Below are 23614 nucleotides of genomic sequence, written 5' to 3' on the forward strand. Positions count from 1 at the left end.
ACAAAGGCGTCAATACACCAATGGTGGCTGGCATGCCGCGTCGCGCGCCGCCTTGCTAGGCCCCGAGCACAGGCCTCAGATAGGGAGCCGTGCGGCTGCCCTTCGCCGCGGCGACCAGTTCCGGCGGCCCGGCCGCAACCACGGTACCGCCCTCGTCGCCCGCGCCCGGGCCGATGTCGATCACCCAGTCGCAGGTGGCGATCACGCGCATCGTGTGCTCGACCACGACGACCGTGTTGCCGGCGTCGACCAGGCGCTGCAGCTGGGCCACCAGGCGGTCGGCGTCGAGCGGGTGCAGGCCGGTGGTCGGTTCGTCGAGGACGTACAGGGTGTTGCCGCGCCCCGCACGCTGCAGTTCGGTCGCCAGCTTGATGCGCTGGGCCTCGCCTCCCGACAGTTCCGTGGCCGGCTGGCCCAGGCGCAGATAGCCCAGGCCCACTTCGCGCAAGACTTCCAGCGAGCGCTCGACAAGCGGCTCTCCGGCGAAGAATTCGGCCGCCCCGTCCACCGTCATGCCCAGCACCTCGGCGATGTTCCTGTCCTTGTAGGTCACTTCCAGCGTCTTCGCGTTGTAGCGGGCGCCGGCGCAGACCGGGCATGGCGCGTAGACGCTGGGCAGGAACAGCAGCTCGACCATGACGGAGCCTTCGCCGGCGCAGTTTTCGCAGCGGCCCTTGGCGACGTTGAAGGAAAAGCGGCCGGCGTCATAGCGGCGCGACTTCGCCATTTTTGTCGCCGCGAAGAGTTTGCGTACCTGGTCGAACAGGCCCGTGTAGGTGGCCAGGTTCGAACGCGGCGTGCGCCCGATCGGCTTCTGGTCGACCCGCACCATGCGCCGGATCGATTCCATGCCGGCGACGATGCGTCCTTCCAGCGGCAGCGCCGTCTCCTGTTCCAGTTCGTCCGGTTCCTCCTCCGGTACGGGCGCGCCCTGCCCCAGCTCTCTGGCCACCAGCTCGACCAGCACCTGGCTGACCAGGCTCGACTTGCCCGAGCCCGAGACGCCACAGACGCCGGTGAGCACGCCCAGCGGGAAGGCGACGGAGAGATTGTCCAGGTTGTTGCGGGTGACGCCTTCGAGCTTCAGCCAGCCGTTCGGTTGGCGCCGTGGGCGGGCTTCGGTGCCCGTTTCGCCTACGCGCATGTCGTCGAACAGGTAGCGCCGCGTCTGCGACGCTTCCACTTTCCTGAGCCCTTCGGGTGGGCCGCTGTAGAGCACTTCGCCGCCGCGCTCGCCCGCGGCCGGGCCGACGTCGACGATCCAGTCGGCGCGGCGGATCACGTCCAGCGCATGCTCGACCACGAAGAGGGAATTGCCCGAGGCTTTCAACTGGTCGAGTGCCGTCAGTAGTGCCTCGGTATCGGCCGGGTGCAGGCCCGCCGAAGGTTCGTCGAGCACGTAGACGACGCCGAACAGGTTCGAGCGCACCTGGGTAGCCAGGCGCAGGCGCTGCAATTCGCCGGGCGACAGCGTCGGCGTGCTGCGTTCCAGCGCCAGGTAGCCCAAACCCAGCGCCAGCAGCACGTCCAGGCGCGCGACCAGGTCTTCGGCGATGCGCTGGGTGACGATCAGCTGCTCGGGATGCAGCCTGGCCTGCTTCGCATTTTTCGGCGCGGCGCCGCTGGCATGAGGCAGCAGCAGTTGGTGCAGGCGCGCCAGCGGCATGCGCGCGATGTCGGCGATGTCGACGCCGGCAAACGTCACCGACAGTGCCTCCTGGCGCAGGCGCTTGCCGCGGCAGACCGGGCATTCGGTACTGACCATGTAGCGTGCCACGCGCTTCTTCATCGAGGCGCTCTCGGTGGTGGCGAAGGTCTGCAGCACATAGCGGCGCGCGCCGGTAAAGGTGCCCTGGTAGCTGGGCGTGTCCTTGCGTTTGAGGGCCGCTTTCGTTTCCTCGGGCGTGAGGCCGGCGTACACCGGGACAGTGGGCGTCTCGTCGGTGTAGAGGATCCAGTCGCGGTCCTTCTTCGGCAGGTCGCGCCAGGGTGTGTCGACGTCATAGCCCATCGTCACCAGGATGTCGCGCAGGTTCTGGCCGTGCCAGGCCGGCGGCCAGGCGGCCACCGCGCGCTCGCGGATGGTGAGCGAGTCGTCCGGCACCAGCGATTTTTCGGTCACCTCGTAGACGCGGCCAAGGCCCGAGCACTGCTGGCAGGCGCCTTCGGGCGTATTCGGCGAGAACGACTCGGCATACAGCAGCTCCTGCCCCGGCGGATACTCGCCGGCGCGCGAATACAGCATGCGCAGGAGTTCGACAGCGTGCTGACGCTGCCGACCGACGAGCGCGTGGTGGGCGAGCCGCGCTGCTGCTGCAGGGCGACCGCCGGCGGCAGGCCGTCGATCTCGTCGACTTCCGGCACCGGCATCTGGTGGAACAGGCGGCGCGCGTAGGGCGAGACCGATTCCAGGTAGCGCCGCTGGGCTTCCGCGTACAGGGTGCCGAAGGCAAGGGAGGATTTACCGGAGCCGGACACGCCGGTGAAGACGACGAGCGCGTCGCGCGGGATGTCGAGGTCGACGTTCTTCAGGTTGTGTTCGCGCGCGCCGCGTACGCGCATATAGCCGGGCCGGTCCGGCTCCGCCCGGAACCGTATCGGCCTCCCTGCCCCCACCCGCCTCGCCTTTCCTGCGCATACATCCTTCCCACTCTTTCGCCGTCGATGCCCTCATTGAAACGCACCCGGCTGAACGAGACGGTGCGCTGACACACGTAGGTTGCGGCTCCACCCGACGCCATGCGCCGCGCCTTCGCGTGCGCCTGCTTCGCGTAACCCGGGCATTCAGCCCGGGGCAGCCCACGCGTTCAACGCACGGGTGATGGTCGAAGCGCGGGCTTGCATCGGCTTGTTGAACGCGTGGGCGGCAGCAAAGCCACGGGTTCGCGCGCACCCGGGTGGAGCCGCACACCCCTACGTCGCTGTAGGGTGGACGGCTCCACCCGAGGACATGCGCCGCGCCTGCGCGTGCGCCTGCTTCGCGTAACCCGGGCACTCAGTCCGGGTCACTCCACGCGTTCAACGCACGGGTGATGGACGAAACGCGAGTTTGCACCCGCCTGTTGAACGCGTGGGCGGCGGACAAGCCGCGGGGGCACGTACCCGGGTGGAGCCGCCCACCCTACGAGCGCAGCCTGTCCCCCGCCAGCTCCTCCAGCGCATGCACCACCGCCTCCATCCCTGCATCGGCGCCGAAATGGCGCGCCACGGCGTGGCACCGGCCGGGCAAGGCCTCGTCGTCCAGCAGGGCTTCCAGACAGGACAGCAGGCGCGGCGTCGTCAGGCGCGCAGCCGGCAGCGAGCGCCCCACGCCCAGCGCCTGCACCCGTGCGCCATTGTCGAACTGGTCGTGCGCCAGCGGCACCACCAGCTGCGCCGTGCCGGCATGCAGGGCCTCGGCCGTGGTGCCGATGCCGCCGTGGTGCACCAGGACCGCAACCTGCGGCAGCAGCGCGCAGCGGCACGTACTCTTGCCAGAGCACGTGGTGCGGCAGTTCGGCCGGCAGCTGGTCGCGGTGCGGGGTCAGGAAGACGGCGCGTTCGCCCAGCAGGCGCGTCGCTTCGATCGCATGCTCGAAATACGCGCGCGCCTGGCGGTTGCCGGTGCCGGGCGTGAAGACGAGCGGCCGCCCGCCCTGCCCCAGAACTGCTGCAAGGCCGGCGAGAGCGCGGCCTGCGGGTCGGGATCGAACAGGGGAAAACCGCTGCGCACCATGGGGCGCGGCCAGTCCGGCTGGGTCGACGCGAACCAGTCGGGAACAGCGCGACCGACAAGTCGGCAATCGAGAACATGGTGTCGATCAGCGCCCGCACGGGCGCCAGCCCGGCCGCCGCGCGCGCCGCGTTCACGTCCGGCAGCGCAACCGGGTCGACAAAGCGGGCAGCGAGAAAGCGCCAGAGGCGGCGGCGCACGCCATGCGGCACCCAGCGCGGCACGCGCCAGGGCCCCAACAGCAGCGGGTCATGCACGGTCGGCAAATTCGATGGCGCGAGAAACGCGCCGGCGATGCGCAGACCCGGACGCGCGGCACGGCACAGGTCCGCCTCCGGCAGCGCCAGCGGATGCACCAGCATGGTGCAGGGCTCGTCGGGCGGCAGCGCCGCCATGAAGGCCGGCACCGCCGCCATGGCCGGCCGCGTCGCCTGCCAGACCACGCCGAAGCCGCGCGTCGGGTGCCACAGGTCGGGATGGTCCAGCACCGCCGGGTCGGCCGGCAAGCCATGGAACGGCAGGCCCGCCGCCTTGACAAAAGGTTCGTGCTGGACCGGGCCGAAAGCTCACCCGGTGGCCGGCTGCAGGAGGGCGAGCGCAATGCGCAGGAAGGGAAACAGGTCGCCCGCCGACCCGATCGTGACGAGCACGAAGCGATGCGGCTTGCGGGCGGCGTCCATGATCGTGCCCGGCACCCTCAGGGAATGAGGCGCTCGGCGCGCAGGCGCGCGAACAGGTCGAAGAAGGAATCGTCCGTCGCCTGCCAGGCAGCGAAGCCGAGGCGGCGGCTGTTGGCCATGTCGCTCATCACTTCGAGCGGGCGGCCGAGATCGAGGTCCGTGTGCCAGCTTGACGCCAACCGGTCCAGGTCAGGCTCGACCAGGCCATGACGCGTCGCGATCTCGCGCCAGAGCGGCGCGTCATTCGCCATCGCGGCTTCCAGGGGCTGCACCTTCCCGCTGTAGCCGGCCGCCTGCACGCCGAACCAGTCCGCCAGCCGTGGCCACAGCCAGCTCCAGCGGAAGACGTCGCCGTTGGCGATGTTGAAGGCCTCGTTCTTGGCTGCGTCAGTATCGGCTGCCCACACCAGCTGCCTGGCCAGCATGCGGGCGTCCGTCACGTCCGACAGCCCCTTCCACTGTGCCTCGGAACCGGGGAACTGGAAGGGCCGTCCGGTTTCCTTGCAGAGGGTGGCATACACAGCCAGCGTGGTACCCATGTTCATGGCGTTGCCCACTGCCAGCCCGATGATCGAGTGCGGCCGGTGCACGCTCCAGGTGAAGCGGTCGCGCGCGGCGGCGGCATACACCTCGTCTTCCTGGGCGTAATAAAAGTTTTCCAGCGGCAGGCGCGGCTGGCTTTCGCGCAGCGGCGTATCGGGCAGCGTGCCCGAACTGGCATAGGCCTCGAAGGGTCCCAGGTAATGCTTCAGGCCGGTGACCAGGGCGACATGGCGCACGCTGCGCCCCGGCGCCAGGGCGTCCAGCAGGTTGCGTACCAGGGCGGCGTTGACGCGGATGTTCTCGCTTTCCGTGTCCTGGCGCATCCAGTGGTGATGAAGACGTGGGTGGGCGCCAGGCCGGTCAGTGCCGCCGCCAGTCCCGCCGGGTCGAGCAGGTCGGCTGCAATATGCTGCACGTCCGGCAGGTCGCGTGGTGCGCGCCGCGACAGGCCCGCCACCTTCCATCCCCGAGCCAGCAGTTCGCGCGCCGTGTAGTTGCCGCCGATGCCGGTAACGCCGACGACCAGAGCCGTTCGTTGCATGTGTTTCCCCTGTCTGCTTTCAATGCAGCCGATTCTAACCGTGCCGGGGAAATGGGGCGCGCCGGTGGGGAAACGGCGCGAACTTACGGCAGCAGGCGGCCCTCGATCGAATCGTCGAGCGTGCGCCCGATGGCGGCGCCGACGAGCATCCTGGCGCCGGCGACGGCCTCGCCGTGCTTCGTATCCCAGTAGTAGCCGGCGCGTGGCGTGACGTCGATGAGGGTGATGCGCGGATCGTCCTTGCCTTCGGTGAACCAGGTTTTCAGGGTCAAATCCCAGAGCTCGTCGATCTTGGCGGGGTCGCGCGACACCCTGGCAACCCCGTCGAGTTCCAGGAAGCCGGAGTGCGTCCCGACCTGGAAGTAGAGCTTGACCTCGCTGTCGTCCGCGAGCTCGGCGTTCTTGTAGCTATCGGCGGCACTCATGAACCACAGGTGGCCGGCCTCGTCGGCCTGCAGTACGCTCATCGGCCGCACGCCGCGGCTGGGGCCCTCGCCGCCGCGGGTGGCGAAAAAGCAGGTCTTGGCCGCTTGCGCCATGGCGCGGATGCGGGCGATGGCGTCCATGCCGCGCAGGTCGCGGCGGTTCTCTTCAGGCTGGTTCTTGTTGATCGAATCCATGGTCTCTCCTCGAGGCAATGGACCGACTGTAGATGAGGGCTGGCGTACCGTCCGTGCGGGCCCTCACGCAGGACGGGAAGCGGGGATGAAAGCTTGGACCAAAGAAAAACGGCGCCGTGGGCGCCGTTGGTTCCGATGCGGGTGTTCGGTTGCCCTCAGACGACCGCGCCGGCTGGCACGCCGTAGCGGTTCGGACGGCTTTCCTGGGCCAGGAAGACGATCAGGATGATCCAGCCGACCAGTGGAATCAGCCAGATCAGCTGCATCCAGCCGCTGCGGTCGGTATCGTGCAGGCGGCGGCAAGCGACGGCGATCGACGGTACCAGGGTGGCGATGGCGAAGGCAAAGGACAGGAAACTGCTCATCTGGCCCAGCACGAAGTTGCCGACGATGACGAACAGGAAGAACCACCAGTATTCGGAACGCGAAGCGGTACCGTCAAAGGTGGCGTATTTCTTGAAACACAGCGAAACTGCTTCGATAAAGTTCATGTATGGCTCGCAATGGAAAAATGGTGGGACAAGTGCTGGGCGCCCTGGCACAAAGTTGCCAACGAGAGTATGTCATTGCGCAATATTTTTCGCTACGAAAAGTTTTTATTCATCTGTCGCGCATAACTGACAGTCAGGAGTTCCCATTGGTGCCCTTCGGGAAGGTTCCAATAGATCCCGCGTCCGCCGTAATCGGTATTGACCTGCTGGTTGACCGGGCCGCGCACATGGCTGCGGTAGGAAATGCCCGCTTCCACGATGCGCTTGAAGATGGCATCGAACTCGTCGTCGCTGACGCGAAAGCAGAAATGCTCGACGGGAAAGGGTTCGCTCGTCTGGATAAAATCGAGCGTCAGGCCGGCGTTGATGTAGACCGGCGAGAAGACGCCGAATGCGCTCTCTTCCCAGGGCACGCCCAGCAAATGCGCAAGCTGCCGGGCCGCGGCGACGCGGTCGCGCGCCGGCACGATGGCATGGTCGAGTTCCATGGGATCAAATCGAAGGATCCGCTTCGGCGCCGCCTTCGCTGCGCGTGCGCGGGTAGGCAGGCAGGCCGTCTTCGATACGCATCCAGCCCAGGCGGTCCTTGGTGAAAGTATGGTCTTGCGGCGGCGCGGCTTCGGGATCGTCCAGGCTGGCCGTGGCGACGTCGATTTCCTCGGGATAGCGGTCGTCCTGGAAAGTCAGCGTGGTGCCGCACCTTGCGCAAAAGCCGCGCAGTACGTGCTCGCTCGAGCGGAAGGTGGCGGGATTGCCCTGTGAGAAGCGCAGCGCGTCCATGCGCGCGCTGAACCAGGCCACGGCCGGCGCCCCGGCGATGCGCCGGCAGTCGCTGCAATGGCACAGGGTTTGGTGGAAGAGTTCGCCCTCGACGACATAGCGCACCGCGCCGCAGTAACAGCCACCTTGCAATAGCATGAACGCCTCCGTTCGAAATCGGGTTGGTAAGAAGAGCATAAACGCGGCGACGCGGCGCTTCAAGCGGAGCACGGCTGCCGTGTGTACCACTTGCGTCGGCTCCTCAGCCCAGGTCCTCCTGCTCGGACAGCACCAGCGCCACATGGTTCAGCCAGCGCGCAACGACGGCCGTCTCGTCCGCCGAAAAGCCGTCCAGCAGGCGCGCATTGAGCGCGTCGAGCACCTCGTGCGCCCGCGCACTGGCCTGCCGCCCATCCTTTGACAGGCGCAGGCGCGTCAGGCGGCCATCCTGGGCGTCGCCGACACGCTCGACCAGCGCGGCCGCCTGCATCCGCTTCGACAGGTTCGTCACGGCCGCCGGCGCCACCTCCAGCGCCGCGGCGATCTCGCCGACCGAGGCGTCGTCGCGCTTGTCCAGCAGGAACAGCAAACCCACCTGCGCCGAGCTGATGCCCTCCCAGGCTTGCGGACGCCGCTCGATCCAGCGCGCCACCGCCCGCTGCGCGCGGTTGAGCAGGAAGACGAAACGCGGCGGTTTTACGGCCGCCGTCATGCCTGCCCCTGCCCGGCCGCCTGGGTCGCTGCCACCCCGGGTGCTGCGCCGGCCTGCGCCAGCAGCCATTGGCCGACCTCAGGCCAAAGCGCCTGCGAACGCTTGCGGAAAAAGCCCATGTGGCCGATGCCGGGTAACCCGGCGTCACGCGGCGCGATCTGGCGGCGCGCGATCGGGGCGGCGCTGGCGCCGGCCAGCAGGATGTCCATCGCATGCGGATTGGCCCGGGGATCGTCGTCGAAGCCGAGCGCCAGCAGCGGCGTGCGCAAGGCGGCCGTCCGGCGCGCCGCATCGAGCGTGGGATCGTCGTAGAAATAGCGCGGCAAGGTGGTCCAGCGGCTCCATTCGAGCATCACCCCGCGCGGCAGGTCTTCGCCCAGGCCGATCCGCGCGCCCGGCATGTAGCCAAAGACGCGGCACAGCAGGGCGCGAGCACGCGCATCACCAGCCACACCCGCATGCGCTCGGCGCGGCCGCGGATGGTGCGCGTGATGCCGGCATGGCAGGCAACCAGCACCGCGGCGCGCACAGGCGTGTCGGCCCCGGTCAGCAGCAGCGCATGGCCGCCGACGCTGTGGCCGACGGCCAGCAGCGGCACATTCGGCCAGCGCGCCGCGGCCCAGCGCGTCACGGCCGGGACGTCGCCCGTCATCCAGCCGGTCATCGTGACGGTTTCAATCTGCAGGCGTGCGCCGCGCGAGCGGCCGGTGCCGCGGTAATCGTAGGTCAGCACGGCAAAGCCGAGGTTTGACAGGTAGCGCGCGAAGTGCTCGTAGAAGGCTTGGGTGACGGCGGTGGCCGGGTGGATCAGGACGATCCCTTGCGGGTTGGCGACGGGCCAAAGGCTTGCCGCGAGCTCGCCATTGGCCGAGGGGATGGTGATGGATTCGGGCATCGCAGCCTCCATATCGTTAACGTGTTAACGACATTAGCACCGAATTGCGTGGATGGGCCAAAAAGGGGCATGCTTTAGAGGAAACGCTCGAAGGTCGGTCTTCCGTAGGGTGGGCTCTTGAGCCCACGCGGTACAGCGGTCGTACAGCTGAAAATGCACTGCATGTCGCAGCGCGCGCGTCCTCGGTGTCATGGAAGATGCAATGTGCAAGCTGGACCCCGCGTGGGCTCGAGAGCCCACCCTACGGTTCTACCCTGGACTTCGCCGCCAGCCCGTTACAAGAACCGGTCCAGGATCTTCCTGCTGTGCTTATCGATCCTGAACATGTCCCGCACCAGGAAGTTGATCCCGTGGCTGTCGGAAATGAGCAGCGAGGCCTCGCCCACGCGGCGGATGTCCTCGTCCACCTTGAGTACGAATTCGGTGTCGCCACGGTCCGTTTTCACAGTCCAGGTGCAGGGCGTGGCGAAGCTCGACACGCTGGCGATGTGGGCGATTTCGGGGATGAACTCGCGCCCTTCCAGCTCCTCCGTCACCAGGGCGCGGATCGTGTCCGGCGCGCTGGCCAGGTCGTCGATCCAGGCCACTTCCTTGCCGCCGTCGCGCACCAGCGAGATGCCGCGCGTGGGCGCCTGGATCGGGAAAGCGCGCACGGGAATCACGCCGACATGCTCGATTCCATCCTCGCCCGTAAGCACCAGTTTGCCGAAATTGTCGCGGCGCAGTTGAAAAGTCGTGCTCATGTCAGTCGTCCTTGTCGGCGTCGTCGTCCATGTCCTGGTCGACGTTGCGTGCCTGTGCTTCGTACAGGCGGTGGTAGGCGCCTTCGCGCGCCATCAGTTCGTCGTGGCTGCCCTCTTCCACGACCACGCCGCGGTCCAGCACGACCAGGCGGTCGGCCCGGTGCAGCGTGGACAGACGGTGGGCAATCGCAATCGTGGTGCGGCCCTGCACCAGGTTGTCGAGCGCCTTCTGGATTTCCTTCTCGGTTTCCGAGTCCACCGAGGACGTCGCTTCGTCCATGATCAGGATCGGCGGGTCGATCAGGAGGGCGCGCGCAATCGAGATGCGCTGGCGCTCGCCGCCCGACAGGCCCTGGCCGCGCTCGCCCACCATCGAATCGTAGCCCTGCGGCAGGCGCAGGATGAATTCGTGGGCGTGGGCGGCCCTGGCCGCGGCGATGATTTCCTCGCGCGTCGCGCCTGGCTTACCGTAGGCGATGTTCTCGGCAATCGTGCCGAAGAACAGGAAGGGTTCCTGCAGCACCAGGCCGATGTTGCGGCGATAGTCGGCCACGGCGAACGAGCGGATATCGACGCCATCGAGCAAAATCGCGCCTTCGGCCACGTCGTAGAAGCGGCAGATCAAATTCACCAGCGTGCTCTTGCCGGAACCGCTGTGGCCGACCAGTCCGACCATCTCGCCGGCGCGGATATTGAGCGAAATGCCGCGGTTGACGGCCCGGTTGCCGTAGCGGAAACCGACTTCGCGCAGCTCGATATTGCCCTCGACTTTCGGCACCTGCACCGGGTTGACCGGGTCCGGCACGCTCGAGACGTGATCGAGGATGTCGAAGATGCGCTTGGCCGCCGAGGCCGATTTTTGCGTGACCGAGACGATGCGGCTCATCGAATCGAGGCGAACATAAAAACGGCCCGAATAGGCGATGAATGCCGACAGGGTACCGACCGTGATCTCGCCGCGCGAGACCTGCCAGATGCCGAAGCACCAGATCACCAGCAGCCCGAGTTCGGTGAGGAAGGACACCGTCGGCGAGAACAGCGACCACACCTTGTTCAATTTATCGTTCACCGCCAGGTTGTGCTTGTTCGCCTCGCGGAAGCGTACGGCTTCGCGCTTTTCCTGGGCAAAGGCTTTCACCACGCGGATGCCGGGGATGGTATCGGCCAGCACGTTGGTGACCTCGCCCCAGACGCGGTCGATCTTCTCGAAGCCGGTGCGGAGTTTATCGCGCACGACGTGGATCATCCAGGCGATGAAGGGCAGCGGCACCAGGGTGATGAAGGCCAACCAGGGATTGATGGAAAACAGGATCACGCCCGTCATGATGATCATCAGGACGTCCGACAGGAAGTCGAGCAGGTGCAGCGACAGGAACACGCAGATACGGTCCGACCCGCTGCCGATGCGGCTCATCAGGTCGCCGGTGCGCTTGCCGCCGAAAAATTCCAGCGACAGCTTGAGCAGGTGTTCGTAGGTGGTCGAGCGCAGGTCGGCGCCCATGCGCTCGGATACCAGCGCCAGCACATAGGTCTTGCCCCAGCCGAGCGCCCAGGCCAGCACGGCCGAGGCCAGCAGGCCGCCCATGTACAGGTAGACCAAATCGTTGTCGATCTTCTGCCCGTTCTGGTAAGGAATCAGGACATTGTCCATCAGCGGCATCGTCAGGTAGGGCGGGATCATGTGCGCGGCGGTACTGGCCAGCATCAGCAGGAAGCCGAGCAGCAGCTGGCCCTGGTAGGGCACGGCAAAGCGCCACAGGCGCAAGAGCGTCCAGGTGGACGGCGGCGTATGCAGCACCTTGGTGCAGATTGGGCAGTCTTCCTGGTCGGGTTCCAAGGGCGCCTTGCAGCTCGGGCAGGTGTGCTGCTCGGGCGGTAGCACCGGCAGGCCCGTCTCGGCGGACTTCACCTGGTCGGCAAAAGCGTCGACCACGCGGATCGCGTGCAGGTTCTGGCCGAGGGTGAAGCGCCAGCTGGCCAGCAGGCCGCCCGCGTCCACCAGTTCGAGGTGACCGACGCCGGCATGGTCGTGGTGGCGCAACTGCAGACCAGGAATGATCGGCCAGGCGCGCCAGGCGGTTTCGCCGGGCGCGCGCGACAGCAGGCGGCGGCTTGTTACCACCACCACACCCTTGATGAAACGTAATTTTGCGTCGAGGTCAACCTCCACGCCGGTCAGCGCGTTTTCCCCTGGTGCAAGCTGTTTCCGAACATCATCCTGCCAGGCGTCGGGCAAGAAACCGGCGGCGGCCGCCAATGATGTCGGAGAAACAAGTTGTTGAGTCGTCATTATGTTGAGGCTGCCCGTGACGGGCGTGTTCTGGATACAGGGGTAACGCGGAAACCGGCTCAGCGGTTTACATGTACGAGAGGAAAAAGTCCGATGTGGTGCACGCTATGCGACGCGCTACGCGACGCGCCAGGCGACCCGCCCGGCGAAGCGCGGCAGGTGCGGAAGCGCCATTTGGCAGAAATCGGCACGGCGCTGTAAGCTTCGGTCCGGCAAGTATATAACAATGTGCGCTGCATAATTACGCCGATGCGCGGTAGGTATGCGCGTGGGTGCGGTAGCGCACAGGCAGGCAAACATAGGCAACGCCATCATGGTGCACCAGACCTTGGCGGCAAGACATCATTACATGACAAAGAAGAAAGACATCAAGTTCCTCCGTGTAGCGCACCTGCGCGGCCCGAACATCTGGACCTACCGTCCCGTGATCGAGGCCTGGATCGACATCGGCGAACTGGAAGACTTCCCCTCGAATAAATTGCCGGGCTTTAACGAGCGCCTGACCGCCCTATTGCCGGGTCTGGTCGAGCACCGTTGCGGCGTCGGCGAGCGCGGCGGCTTCATCGAACGCCTCGAAGGCGGCACCTGGGCCGGCCACATCCTCGAGCACGTCGTGCTCGAACTGCAGAACATGGCCGGCATGAAGACCGGCTTCGGCAAGACCCGTTCGACCGGCGAGCACGCCGTCTACAAGATGGCTTTCCGTACGCGCGACGCGGTCGTCGGCCGCGCGGCCCTCGAAGCCGGCCACCGCCTCCTGATGGCCGCGATCAACGACGAAGCCTTTGACATGGCCGCCACCGTGGCGCAGCTGACCGAGCTGGTCGACCGCTACTGCCCGGGCCCGTCCACCGCCCACATCGTCGACGCCGCCACCGACCGCCGCATCCCTTCCATCCGCCTGACCGAAGGCAACCTGGTGCAGCTGGGCCATGGCGCCGCGCAGCGCCGCATCTGGACCGCCGAGACCGACCGCACCAGCGCCATCGGCGAATCGATCGCCAGCGACAAGGACCTGACCAAGGAACTGCTCGCGTCATGCGGCGTGCCGGTGCCGGAAGGCGCCACGGTGCGCAGCGCCGACGCCGCCTGGGAAGAAGCGCAGGACATCGGCTTGCCGGTGGTGCTGAAACCCGTCGACGGCAACCACGGCCGCGGCGTGACGCTGAACCTCATGACGGAAGGGGAAGTACGGACGGCCTATGCCATCGCCTCGGAAGCGGGCGACAGCACTGCCGTGCTGGTCGAGCGCTTCATCCCCGGTAACGAACACCGCCTGCTGGTGGTCGGCCGCCAGGTCGTGGCCGCCGCCAAGGGCGAGTCGCTGTGGGTGACGGGCGACGGCAAGGCCAGCGTGACCGATCTCGTCGCTTCGCAGATCAACACCGACCCGCGCCGCGGCGAGAGCGAAGAGCATCCGCTGGGGCGCGTGAACGTGCAGGACAGCGAGATCCTGCTCGACCTGCGGCGCCAGGGCCTCACGCCCGAATCGATTCCGCAGGACGGCCAGAAGGTACTGATCCAGGTGAACGGCAACGTCGCCGATGATGTCACCGACCGCATCCACCCGGAAGTCGCGCACGCAGCAAGCCTGGCCGCGCGCGTGGTGGGCCTCGATATCGCCGGCATCGACCTCGTGTGCGAAGACATCTCGCGCCCCCTGTCGGAACAGCGCGGCGCCATCATCGAAGTCAATTCCAGCCCAGGCCTGCTGGCCCACATCAAGCCGGCTTCGGGCGAGCCGCGCAACGTCGGCCGTGCGATCGTCGACCACCTGTTCGGCGATGGCGAGAATGGCCGCATCCCGATCGTCGGCGTCACCGGCAAGCTCGGCGCCAGCCTGATCGCGCGCCTGATCGGCTGCCTCCTGAATGCCGGCGGCAAGCATGCGGGCGTGGCCAATGGCGAAGGCCTGTACCTCGACGGCCGCCAGGTGCACAAGGGCGACTGCACCGGCTTTGCCGCGGGCGAGCGCCTTCTCATCAACCGCAACATGGAAGCGGCCGTGTTCGAATCGAATGCGCGCAGCATCCTGGCCGAGGGCCTGCCCTACGACCGCTGCGCGGTGGGCATCGTCACCGACATGGGAGGCCTGGAGGACGTCGCCGAATTCCATATCCGCGACAGCGAGGCGCTGGCGAACGTCATCCGCAGCCAGGTCGACGTCATCCTGGGCGACGGCAGCGCGGTGCTGAACGCGGCCGATCCGGAAGTGGTGAAGCTGGCCGAATTCTCGGACGGACGCGTGATCTTCTACGCGATGGACGAGCAGCTCGCGGTCATGCGCGAGCACCGTGCGCGCGGCGAACGCGTGGTCTTTGCCCGCAACAACCACATCGTGCTGGCCGAAGGCGAGATCGAAACCTCGCTCCTCGACCTCGGCAAGATCAAGCCCGCCACCGTCAAGCATCCCGCCAGCGTGCTGGCCGCCACCGCCGGCGCCTGGGCGCTGGGCCTGCCGCACGACCTGATCTGCGGCGGCCTGCGCGCCTTCGACGCCACGCCCAAGAAAACGAATTATTAAACATGTGTCCCCGCCGGCCGGGACACCAGTGCACACATTGTCCCGGTCCGCCGGGATATCGGCGCCGCCGCTTCCACGGACGGGGCGGCCCTCATAAAGGAATACAGGTTTATGGAAGTATCTCGCGTAAGGGCCCTGCGCGGCCCTAACCTCTGGAGCCACCACACCTCGGTCGAGGCCATCGTCGCCTGCACCCCGGACGAGGAATCGATTGCCGCCCTGCCCGGCTTCGAGACGCGCCTGCGTTCGCGCTTTCCCCAGCTCGGCGACCTGCAGCCGCAGGGCCATGAAGAGGACACCCTCGACCCGGTGCCGCTGGCGGAAGTACTGGAAATCGTCGCCCTGGCCCTGCAGGTCCGAAGCCGGCTGCCCCGTCACCTTCAGCCGCACCACCGCCACCGTCGACAGCGGCATCTACCAGGTCGTGGTCGAATACAGCGAGGAAGCAGTCGGGCGCCTGGCGCTCGAACTGGCCCGGCAACTCATCGACGCCGCGCGCAACGATGCGCCTTTCGACCTGCAGGCCGCGCTGGTCCAGTTGCGCGACCTCGACGAAGACGTGCGCCTCGGCCCGTCCACCGGTTCGATCGTGCAGGCCGCCGTCGAGCGCGGCATTCCCTACCGCCGCCTGACCGAAGGCAGCCTCGTGATGTTCGGCTGGGGCAGCAAGCAGCGCCGCATCCAGGCCGCCGAGATCGACGCCACCGGCGCGATTGCCGAAACCATCGCCCGGGACAAGGAATTGACCAAGCGCCTGCTGGACGCCGCCGGCGTGCCCGTGCCGCTGGGCCGTACCGCCGTCGACCCCGACGACGCCTGGGCCGTGGCCCGGAGAGATCGGCCTGCCGGTCGTGGTCAAGCCGAAGGACGGCAACCCGGGCAAGGGCGTCACCGTCAACATCATGACGAAAGAGCAGATCACGGCCGCCTTCCATTCGGCGTCCGAGTTCCGCGACGATATCCTGGTCGAACGCTACCTGCCGGGCCACGACTACCGCCTGCTCGTCATCGGCGACAAGCTGGTGGCCGCCGCGCGCCGCGATCCGCCGAACGTGGTGGGCGACGGGGTGCACACGGTGCGCCAGCTGGTCGAACAGGTGAACCTGGACCCGCGCCGCGGCAACGGCCACTCGACCTCGCTGACCAAGATCCGCTTCGACGACATCGCCCTGGCCAGCTTGAGCAAACAGGGCCTGCAGGCCGACTCCGTGCCCGAGAAGGGCCGCCGCGTCATCCTGCGCAACAACGCCAACCTGTCGACCGGCGGCTCGGCCACCGACGTCACCGACGACGTCCATCCGGAAGTGGCGGCGCGCGCAATCGCTGCGGCGCACATGGTGGGCCTGGACATCTGCGGCGTCGACCTCGTCTGCGACAGCGTCCTGAAACCCATCGAGGACCAGCACGGCGGCATCGTCGAAGTGAACGCCGCGCCGGGCCTGCGCATGCACCTGTCGCCTTCGTTCGGCAAGAGCCGCGACATCGGCTCGGCCATCGTCGACATGATGTTCAAGGACGGCGACGACGGCCGTATCCCGGTAGTCGCCGTCACCGGCACCAACGGCAAGACGACCACGGTGCGCCTGATCGCCCACCTGTTGACGGCTTCCGGCCTGCGCACCGGCATGACCAACACCGATGGCGTCTACATCGAAGGCCGCCGCATCGACAGCGGCGACTGCAGCGGCCCGCGCAGCGCGCGCAACGTGCTGCTGCACCCGGACGTGGACGCGGCCGTGTTCGAGACCGCGCGCGGCGGCCTGCTGCGCGAAGGCCTGGCCTTCGACCGCTGCCAGGTGGCGGTGGTGACCAATATCGGCGCCGGCGACCACCTCGGCCTGAACTACATCACCACGCTGGAAGACCTGGCGGTGCTGAAGCGCGTGATTGTCCAGAACGTCGTCGAAGGCGGCATGGCGGTGCTGAACGCGGCCGATCCGATCGTTGCCGAAATGGCGGATTACACCCGGGGCGACGTCACTTTCTTCGCCCAGGATGGCGGCCTGCCGCTCATCGCCATGCACCGTGCCCAGGGCCGGCGCGTGGTCTTCGTCGACAATGGCTTCCTGGTCTGCGCCCGGGGCAGGCAGGAGACGAGGATCGCCCTGGCGGAAGTGCCGATCACCCGCGGCGGCGTGATCGGGTTCCAGGTCGAGAACGTGATGGCCTCGGTGGCCGCGGCCTGGGCCGTCGGCCTGGACTGGGACAAGATCCGCCTCGGCCTCAAAACCTTCGTCGGCGAAAGCGACAACGCGCCCGGCCGCTTCAATGTGTTCGATTATCGGGGCGCCACCCTGATTGCCGACTACGGCCACAATCCGGACGCGATCGCGGCCCTGGTGTCGGCGGTGGAGAACATGCCTGCCAAGCGCCGTCTGGTCGTGATCAGCGGCGCCGGCGACCGCCGTGACCAGGACATCACCCAGCAGACCGAGATCCTCGGCAAGTCCTTCGATGACGTGCTGCTCTACCAGGACCAGTGCCAGCGCGGCCGCCCGGACGGCGAAGTCGTCGCCCTGCTGCGCCAGGGTCTGACCGGCGCCACCCGCACCACCCACATCGAAGAGATCAACGGAGAATTCGTCGCGATCGACCGCGCGCTCGCGCGCTTGAACGCGGGCGACCTGTGCCTGATCCTGATCGACCAGGTGGACGACGCATTGGCGCATATCGCCAGGCGGGTCGCGGAAGCATGATTCGTAGGGTAGGCGGGTCTCCCGCCTACGCGTTCGACAGCGGCTCGCATATCCGTACCGGTAATTTCTTGCCGTGGTTGAACGCGTAGGCGGGGAACCCGCCTACCCTACGTCCGCATCATTATTCGAATAAGAAAACCATGCTCGCACCCGACCAGTTCCTCGCCTTCCTGCTCGCCGCCATCCTGCTCACCGCCTCTCCCGGCCCGGACAACCTGATGGTGCTCGGCCTGGGCATGTCGAAGGGACGCCGACCCGGCATGGTGTTCGGACTGGGATGCGCGCTGGGGTGCCTGAGCCACACGCTGCTGGCCGTGGTCGGCGTCAGCGCGGCGATTGCCGCCAACCCGGCCGCCTTCGACGCGCTGCGCATCGGCGGCGGCGTCTATCTGGTGTGGCTCGGCATCGGCGCGCTGCGCAGCCAGGGCGGCGCTACCGCCAGCAAGGACGTTGCCCCGCACTCGCTGCGCAAGCTGTTCATGAAGGGCCTGCTGGCGAACGCCATCAACCCGAAGGTGGTGCTGTTCTTCCTGTCGCTGCTGCCGCAGTTCGTGGTGCCCGCCAACGGCAACGTGCCGGGCCAGATGCTGGCGCTGGGCGTGACCTTCACCGTGCAGGCGGCGGTCCTGTTCGGCCTGCTCGGCTATTTCGCGGGCGCCATCGGGGCCTGGCTGGAGCGTCAACCAGGTGCCGGCAAGTGGCTCGACCGTCTTGCCGGCACCGTGTTCATCGGGCTTGGCGCCAAGCTGATCCTGTCGCGCTGAGCACCTGGCCCGGCTGCCGCCATGGACGATTTACGCGGCCGCGCGCCTGCGCCGTGCCGCGCCGATCCCGCACAGGCCCAGGCCCAGCATCGCGAGCGTCGCCGGCTCCGGCACCTGGACGGCGCCGTTGGCGTCGGGCGTAATCGCCACGCGGGCACGGAAGTATTCGAGCGGATCGCTCGGGAAGAAATCCTGCATGTACAGGGTCCAGCTGCCGTACATTTCCATCCCGTCGAAGGCCGACAGCGCCTGCTCGGGCCGGAACACGCCGGCGCTGATGCGAGGACCTGGGCGGTTTGCCGCTTCATCGTCGAAGCTCACGCCAACGCGGCCGGCGCCGCTGCCCGCCCGGTTTCGTTGTAGGTACCGTAGGCACGGACCAGGTCGACGCGCCGGCCGTCCGGCGCAATCAATGCGAACGAGAACTCGTCCTCATACGGAATGCCGCGTCCGATGCAGCGGCTGCCGTCCGCGCCGATCGGCGGGTCGTCGCATTTCGAAAATTCAAGGTAGATGTTCAGGTCGGAAATAATGCCGCGCGCATTGACCCGGAGCTGACGGGTCGCTTCACTGCCATCGACGAGCGCGTATCGGGAGTTGGTGCCGATAACGGTGGCCGAAGCGGAGGCGCAAAACAGGAAGGTCGCGATGGCGGGGGCGAGACGTCGGGCAGCGTGGCGCATGGGCTCTCCTTATTGTTGGAATAAACCATGAAGCAAGTTTCGCGCCGCATTCGGAATCTGCGCGATATCAAGCGCTTGGCAAGCCGCCAGCAAAGGCCAGCGCGGCGCCTGTAAAGCATATCGACAAGGCACGGCCGGCGCGCCTTGTCTTCGCTACGCCCTGCCGCGTTCAGTCCTGCCCGGCGCCGGCCACGCGCCGCGGCAGCAGTTCATGGATGATCGCGTGCAAGCCGTCGATCGACACCGGTTTGCCGAGGTGGGCCGAAAAGCCGGCACTGCGCGCCTGGGCGATATCGATGTCGCGCTGCATGCCGCTGACGGCGATCGCCGGCAGTGCCGCTAGTTTCGGATCCTCGCGCACGCGGCGCAGCAATTCGTAGCCATCCATTTCCGGCATCGAGATATCCGAGATCAGGAGATCGACCGGTTCGTGTTCGAGAATCTCGAGCGCCTCGCGCGCGCCGGTGGCTTCGAACACGGTCGCGCCGCCCATCTCGAGCAGGGACTTGAAGACCATCAGCATCTCTTCCATGTCGTCGACGGCCAGGATGCGCAGCCCGGCCATGGTGTCATGGATGTCGCCTGTGGACTCGTCCTGGGGAATCGCGCGGCCGTCGAGCAGCGGTAGCCAGAAGCTGAAACGGGAACCTTTGCCCACGCCTTCGGAGTAGGCCTCGACCCGTCCGCCGTGCAGCGCCACGATCTCGCGCACCAGCGCCAGGCCGATACCCAGGCCGCCCTTCGAGCGCGTCGTCACCGAGGTGCTCTGGCCATACATGTCGAACACGTGCGGCAGGAAAGTCGGTGCGATGCCCTGGCCGTTGTCGACCACGTCGACGCGGGCGTGCCCGTCGTCGCGCCCGATGCGCACTTCGATGCGCCCGCCGGCCGGCGTGAATTTCACCGCGTTGCTCAGCAGGTTCATCATCACCTGTTCGATGCGCACCATGTCGGCCAGCACATAGGCATCGTCGGCATCGTTGACGACGTCGATGCTGACGTCGCGCGTGGACGGGTCGGCACGCTGGACCTCGGCGATGCCCTGCAGCATCGGGCCCAGCGCCGCCGGGGCCATCGCCAGCGACAGCTTGCCGGTGCGTACCCGCGACATGTCCATCAGGTCGTCGATGATTTTCGCCTGGCTGATCACCGCGTTGCGGATCGTGCTGGCGGCGCGCGTGAAGACCGGGGACTTGCGGATCTCCGGCATGCGCGCCAGCAGTTCGACGTTGATGTTGATCATGTTCAGCGGATGGCGCAGCTCGTGCGACATCACCGACAGGAACTCGTCCTTGAGGGCGACCGCGTTCTGCACTTCCGACTCGCGCGCCGTGGCGTCGCGCGCGATCTTCACGTAGCCATGGAATTCGCCATTGCGCAGCGGTGTCGTCACGCCGCTGCAGTAGACGCGCTTGCCGTCCCTGCGCATGTGCCAGCGCTCGTCCTCGGCGCGACCCTCGGCGCGGGCGCGCCGCAATTCGTCGACCGGCACGCCGGCGACCACGTCTTCCGGCGCGAACAGGCGCACCGTGCTTTGCCCCTCCATCTCCTGGAAGTTCCAGCCGAACAGGCGCGTGGCGCCGTTGTTCCAGCTGGTGACGAGTCCCTCCTCATCGAGGGTGATGATGGCATAGTCGTCGGTGCTCTCGGCAACCATGCGCATGCGCGCCTCGCTGGCGCGTGCCTGCTCCTCGGCCTGGCGCCGCGCCGTGATGTCGAAGAAGGTCATCACCGCGCCTTCGATGCGGTCTTCGTTGGTACGGTAGGGCAGCAGGCGCACGATATAGCAGCGCCCCTCGGTGCTGCGCACCTCGCGCTCGACCAGGCGCAGCGTCTCGAAGGTGGCGCTGACGTCCTCGGCCAGTCGGTCGTAGTCGAGGCGGTGCGTCAGGTCGAGCAGGGAGCGGCCGATGTCGGTGGAAATGATCGAGAACAGGTCGGCCGCGCGCGGCGTGAAGCGCTTGATGCGCAGGCCGCTGTCGACGAAAATCGTGGCGATGTCGGTGGAGGCGATCAGGTTGTTCAGGTCGTCGTTGGCCTTGCCGGTTTCTTCGACCTTCACCTTCAGTTCATAGTTGACGGTGACAAGCTCCTCGTTGACCGATTGCAGCTCTTCCTTGCTCGTTTCCAGCTCCTCGGTGGCCGAACGCAGCTCTTCGTTAATTGCCTGCAGTTCCTCGTTCGATGCGCGCAATTCCTCGGTCGAGATTTCCGAATTCTCTATCGTTTCCTGCAACTGCTCGCGCTTGCGCTGCAGTTCCGCTTCGAGCTGGGACAGCACCACGTCGTGGCTGCCATACGTGGTCGACACGGCGGTGCGTTCGGCCGCCGGTTCGGCGCGCTTGAACAGCACCAGCAGGAAGTCGGTGTCGGCCTCCTCGTCACGGAAGGGCCGCACCGTCATGGCGACGGTGCCAAGCTCGGGTTTCTCATGCAATTCGATCGGCCGGCAATCGACGTTGTTGCCATTCTGCGAGGCCTGGTACATCGCCGAGCGCAGTTCCAGGCGCAGTTCCGGCAGCACCAGGGTCAGCAGGCTGCGCGAGGGCTCGCCGCCGGCAAGGCGCAGGAACTGCCCCGCCTGCTCCGACATGTGCACGATATTGCCTTCGGCGTCGACGATGGCCGACGGCGGCGCTGGGCCAGCGCGCTGGTGCAGCTCGGCATAGGAATACTGGCGCTTGCCCGTGGTCTTGGAACGGACCGTCTCGACCGGGCGCGCACCGGCCGCAGCCGAGCTCGAGGGCTGGTAGCTCACGGTGCGCATGCCGCCGCGGGCGCGGTAGATCCGGTTCTTCTTGTCTACCGGAACGAAATATTCGGACACCGACTCGGCCGACTCGGAACTGCCGAGGAAGAGGTAGCCCCCGGGTTTCAGCGCGAAATGGAAGATCTGCAGTACGCGGGTCTGGACTTCGCGGTTCAGGTAGATCAGCAGGTTGCGGCAGGAAATCAGGTCGAGCCGGGAAAACGGCGGATCGCGCAGCAGGTTGTGGGAAGCGAACAGGATATGGTCGCGCAGCGACTTGCGGATGCGGTAGCGGTCTTCTTCCTTGGTGAAGTACTGGCGCAGGCGCGCCGGCGCCACGTCGGTAATGATCGCGGAGGAGAAGGACCCCGAGCGCGCGCTGGCGATGGCGCGATCGTCGATGTCCGATGCGAACACCTGGTAGCTCGGCGGATGGTCGGACTGCGCGGCCTGGTCGGCCAGCAGCATCGCCAGCGAATAGGCTTCCTCGCCGGTGGCGCAGGCCGCCGTCCAGACACGCACCTCGTCGCTAGGGCCCTTGTCCTTGAACAGTTCCGGAATGATCTCGCGCTCGACCGCCTCGAAGGCCTCGCGGTCGCGGAAGAAATTGGTCACGCCGATCAGCATGTCGGCCAGCAGGGCCTTGTGCTCGGCGGCGTCGGAGGCGAGCAGGTCACGGTATTCGGGCAGTGTGCGCATGCCGCGCACCTGCATGCGGCGCTCGACACGGCGCAGCACGGTAGCGCGCTTGTAATGGCGAAAATCGTGGCCGGTATTGTTCAGCAGCCCGGCAAGGATGTCGCGCAGGGCGTGCTCGGCGTCGGCGGTATCGACCGGGCTGGTCGTCAGCGCGAGCGGCGCGTCGCCATCGTCCACCGGCGGCAGCTCGATGCTGCGGGCATTGTTCCACAGGTCGATCAGCCTTTGCGGCATCTCGATTACGGGCAGCACGAAATCGACGGCGCCGGTGAGAATGGCCGCGGCCGGCATGCCTTCGTGTTCCGCGTCAATCGGCGCCTGCACGATCGTGACGCCGCCCTGCTCCTTGACCCGCGCCAGGCCGACCGCCCCATCGGCACCGGTACCGGACAAGACGATCGCCACCGCGCGCTCGCGGTGCACTTCGGCCAGGGTACGGAAGAACATGTCGATGGCGATATGCTTGCCGCGCGGCCGGTCGAGCTGGTCGACCACCAGCAAGCCGTCCATCATCGACATCTGCTGGTTGGGAGCAATCACGTACACGTGGCCACGCTCGATGTGGACGCGCGAACTGACTTGAATGACAGGCATGCGGGTGGCACGCTGCAGGATCGCCGCCGCCGAGCTCGGATGCCTGGGCGAGAGGTGCAGGATCACCACGAAGGCCATGTCGTTTACTGCTGGCATGTTTTCGAACAGCTGCACCAGTGCAGGCAGACCGCCGGCGGAGGCACCGATGCCGACTACCGGAAAATCGAGGTTGCTGCGCACGACCCCGGGGTGGGTGGGCGTGCTGGGCGCGTTAGTGGAATCGTACATCGTAGCCATCGAGGAAAAGGATACGCAAGTCTAAACGATCCGCCATCGCACAGGGAAAAGTTATGAACATAATTAACACATTATCCCGTACGCATGCCCCCACTCGTCAGCTTCCGAAGTAGCGCAGGTCGAAGTCGAGTACCCACTGGATCTTGGACGTGGACAGCGGCTCGGCCACCGTCGCGTCGCATTGCGCCTGCCACGCTTCGTTGGCGGCCGGAGCGCCGGGGGCTCGATGCCGACAATAGCGGCGCCCGGCGCCAGCGCCCGCAGCTTCTGCACATAGCCGCTCGCCTCGCCCTCCGCGCTGCCGGACATGGCGGTGAAGATGACGTCAAAACGCACTGTGCCGAGCAACTTCAGCGCCGCTTGCCGGGTGACGGTCACGGCGATGTGGCCCATGCTCCCCAGCAAACTGCGGATGTCGGCGGGGGTGTGGTCCGATGAATGGATCACCAGGATCGTTTTTCGTTGAGTTGCCATGCTACTTGGGTTACGTCGTTCAGCGATAAATCAAGACCAGCTCCCTATTTTATTTTCGTGCCGTTCCTTTTGGAACGGTTTCGGACCGGCAAAAAGACCGGCTTGGATGGGCGAGCGACCGCGCGGGCAATCGTTCGCTGCGGATTCACCGTTTGCTTCATACTGAAGCCTGTTCCGTACCCGAACAGGAAAGGCGGGTTGGTATGCA

The 23614-nt window shown here is 66.7% G+C and carries 16 protein-coding genes and 3 pseudogenes; 3 read left to right on the top strand and 16 right to left on the bottom strand.

Features of this window, described 5'->3' with window-relative positions; genetic code table 11:
- Positions 1-55 precede the first annotated feature (55 nt).
- The 12 genes and pseudogenes from uvrA to G4G28_RS18030 all read right to left on the bottom strand — a co-directional run bounded on the left by uvrA (position 56) and on the right by G4G28_RS18030 (position 11986).
- Positions 56-2562: pseudogene (gene uvrA / locus G4G28_RS17980) on the bottom strand (excinuclease ABC subunit UvrA).
- 559 nt (positions 2563-3121) lie between these two features.
- On the bottom strand, positions 3122-3427 hold the full coding sequence (locus G4G28_RS26700; RefSeq protein WP_229507707.1) for a glycosyltransferase: 306 nt from the start codon (positions 3425-3427) through the stop codon (positions 3122-3124).
- 982 nt (positions 3428-4409) lie between these two features.
- Positions 4410-5476: pseudogene (locus G4G28_RS17990) on the bottom strand (SDR family oxidoreductase).
- 83 nt (positions 5477-5559) lie between these two features.
- A complete protein-coding gene (locus G4G28_RS17995; protein ID WP_183107661.1) occupies positions 5560-6096 on the bottom strand; it encodes a pyridoxamine 5'-phosphate oxidase family protein in 537 nt (178 codons plus the stop codon).
- A 155-nt stretch (positions 6097-6251) separates the two neighbouring features.
- Positions 6252-6587: a DUF805 domain-containing protein gene (locus G4G28_RS18000; RefSeq protein WP_182989321.1), complete on the bottom strand. Its 336-nt coding sequence runs from the start codon at positions 6585-6587 to the stop codon at positions 6252-6254.
- Between the two features lie 92 nt (positions 6588-6679).
- Complete coding sequence (locus tag G4G28_RS18005; protein ID WP_182989322.1) at positions 6680-7075, bottom strand: VOC family protein; 396 nt, start codon at positions 7073-7075, stop codon at positions 6680-6682.
- Between the two features lie 4 nt (positions 7076-7079).
- The gene (locus G4G28_RS18010) at positions 7080-7505 is read right to left on the bottom strand and encodes a GFA family protein (protein ID WP_182989323.1); all 426 of its coding nucleotides are present in this window, start codon (positions 7503-7505) and stop codon (positions 7080-7082) included.
- Between the two features lie 103 nt (positions 7506-7608).
- A complete protein-coding gene (locus G4G28_RS18015) occupies positions 7609-8058 on the bottom strand; it encodes a MarR family winged helix-turn-helix transcriptional regulator (protein WP_182989324.1) in 450 nt (149 codons plus the stop codon).
- The gene (locus tag G4G28_RS26705) at positions 8055-8411 is read right to left on the bottom strand and encodes a hypothetical protein (protein WP_229507708.1); all 357 of its coding nucleotides are present in this window, start codon (positions 8409-8411) and stop codon (positions 8055-8057) included. Before G4G28_RS26705 ends, G4G28_RS18015 begins: the two co-directional genes overlap by 4 nt.
- Positions 8411-8953: an alpha/beta fold hydrolase gene (locus G4G28_RS26710; protein ID WP_229507709.1), complete on the bottom strand. Its 543-nt coding sequence runs from the start codon at positions 8951-8953 to the stop codon at positions 8411-8413. The genes G4G28_RS26705 and G4G28_RS26710 overlap by 1 nt, the downstream gene beginning before the upstream one ends.
- A gap of 275 nt (positions 8954-9228) precedes the next feature.
- Positions 9229-9696, bottom strand: a complete 468-nt coding sequence (locus G4G28_RS18025) for a DUF1854 domain-containing protein (protein ID WP_182989325.1) — start codon at positions 9694-9696, stop codon at positions 9229-9231.
- Between the two features lies 1 nt (position 9697).
- Positions 9698-11986: an ABC transporter ATP-binding protein gene (locus G4G28_RS18030; protein WP_182989326.1), complete on the bottom strand. Its 2289-nt coding sequence runs from the start codon at positions 11984-11986 to the stop codon at positions 9698-9700.
- A 349-nt stretch (positions 11987-12335) separates the two neighbouring features.
- Here G4G28_RS18030 and cphA (G4G28_RS18035) point away from each other — a divergent pair, with 349 nt between their 5' ends.
- The 3 genes and pseudogenes from cphA (G4G28_RS18035) (at position 12336) to G4G28_RS18045 (ending at position 17970) form a co-directional block, all read left to right on the top strand.
- Positions 12336-14510, top strand: coding sequence for a cyanophycin synthetase (cphA, locus tag G4G28_RS18035; protein WP_183107662.1), 2175 nt, complete (start codon positions 12336-12338; stop codon positions 14508-14510).
- 111 nt (positions 14511-14621) lie between these two features.
- Positions 14622-17206: pseudogene (cphA, locus tag G4G28_RS18040) on the top strand (cyanophycin synthetase).
- A gap of 140 nt (positions 17207-17346) precedes the next feature.
- Complete coding sequence (locus G4G28_RS18045; protein WP_182989328.1) at positions 17347-17970, top strand: LysE family translocator; 624 nt, start codon at positions 17347-17349, stop codon at positions 17968-17970.
- A gap of 30 nt (positions 17971-18000) precedes the next feature.
- Here G4G28_RS18045 and G4G28_RS24835 read toward each other — a convergent pair whose 3' ends face one another.
- From G4G28_RS24835 to G4G28_RS18065, 4 genes are all read right to left on the bottom strand, one after another.
- Positions 18001-18291: a PEP-CTERM sorting domain-containing protein gene (locus tag G4G28_RS24835; RefSeq protein WP_229507710.1), complete on the bottom strand. Its 291-nt coding sequence runs from the start codon at positions 18289-18291 to the stop codon at positions 18001-18003.
- Complete coding sequence (locus G4G28_RS18055; RefSeq protein ID WP_183107663.1) at positions 18288-18653, bottom strand: hypothetical protein; 366 nt, start codon at positions 18651-18653, stop codon at positions 18288-18290. The genes G4G28_RS24835 and G4G28_RS18055 overlap by 4 nt, the downstream gene beginning before the upstream one ends.
- Positions 18654-18822: 169 nt before the next feature.
- The gene (locus G4G28_RS18060) at positions 18823-22923 is read right to left on the bottom strand and encodes a CheR family methyltransferase (RefSeq protein ID WP_183107664.1); all 4101 of its coding nucleotides are present in this window, start codon (positions 22921-22923) and stop codon (positions 18823-18825) included.
- Between the two features lie 72 nt (positions 22924-22995).
- Positions 22996-23406: a hypothetical protein gene (locus tag G4G28_RS18065; RefSeq protein WP_183107665.1), complete on the bottom strand. Its 411-nt coding sequence runs from the start codon at positions 23404-23406 to the stop codon at positions 22996-22998.
- Positions 23407-23614: the final 208 nt, after the last annotated feature.

It is taken from the genome of Massilia sp. Dwa41.01b, from assembly GCF_014171775.1.
Classification (GTDB): domain Bacteria; phylum Pseudomonadota; class Gammaproteobacteria; order Burkholderiales; family Burkholderiaceae_D; genus Telluria.

Excerpts from the sequence above, each read along its gene's own strand:
- G4G28_RS26705 (WP_229507708.1), bottom strand. The coding sequence starts at position 8,411 with ATGCTCGAATGGAGCCGCTGGACCACCTTGCCGCGCTATTTCTACGAC.
- G4G28_RS18025 (WP_182989325.1), bottom strand. The coding sequence starts at position 9,696 with ATGAGCACGACTTTTCAACTGCGCCGCGACAATTTCGGCAAACTGGTG.
- G4G28_RS26710 (WP_229507709.1), bottom strand. The coding sequence starts at position 8,953 with ATGCCCGAATCCATCACCATCCCCTCGGCCAATGGCGAGCTCGCGGCA.
- G4G28_RS18045 (WP_182989328.1), top strand. The coding sequence starts at position 17,347 with ATGCTCGCACCCGACCAGTTCCTCGCCTTCCTGCTCGCCGCCATCCTG.
- G4G28_RS18005 (WP_182989322.1), bottom strand. The coding sequence starts at position 7,075 with ATGGAACTCGACCATGCCATCGTGCCGGCGCGCGACCGCGTCGCCGCG.
- G4G28_RS18015 (WP_182989324.1), bottom strand. The coding sequence starts at position 8,058 with ATGACGGCGGCCGTAAAACCGCCGCGTTTCGTCTTCCTGCTCAACCGC.
- G4G28_RS18055 (WP_183107663.1), bottom strand. The coding sequence starts at position 18,653 with ATGCGCCACGCTGCCCGACGTCTCGCCCCCGCCATCGCGACCTTCCTG.
- G4G28_RS18060 (WP_183107664.1), bottom strand. The coding sequence starts at position 22,923 with ATGTACGATTCCACTAACGCGCCCAGCACGCCCACCCACCCCGGGGTC.
- G4G28_RS18030 (WP_182989326.1), bottom strand. The coding sequence starts at position 11,986 with ATGACGACTCAACAACTTGTTTCTCCGACATCATTGGCGGCCGCCGCC.
- cphA (WP_183107662.1), top strand. The coding sequence starts at position 12,336 with ATGACAAAGAAGAAAGACATCAAGTTCCTCCGTGTAGCGCACCTGCGC.
- G4G28_RS18010 (WP_182989323.1), bottom strand. The coding sequence starts at position 7,505 with ATGCTATTGCAAGGTGGCTGTTACTGCGGCGCGGTGCGCTATGTCGTC.
- G4G28_RS18000 (WP_182989321.1), bottom strand. The coding sequence starts at position 6,587 with ATGAACTTTATCGAAGCAGTTTCGCTGTGTTTCAAGAAATACGCCACC.
- G4G28_RS18065 (WP_183107665.1), bottom strand. The coding sequence starts at position 23,406 with ATGGCAACTCAACGAAAAACGATCCTGGTGATCCATTCATCGGACCAC.
- G4G28_RS17995 (WP_183107661.1), bottom strand. The coding sequence starts at position 6,096 with ATGGATTCGATCAACAAGAACCAGCCTGAAGAGAACCGCCGCGACCTG.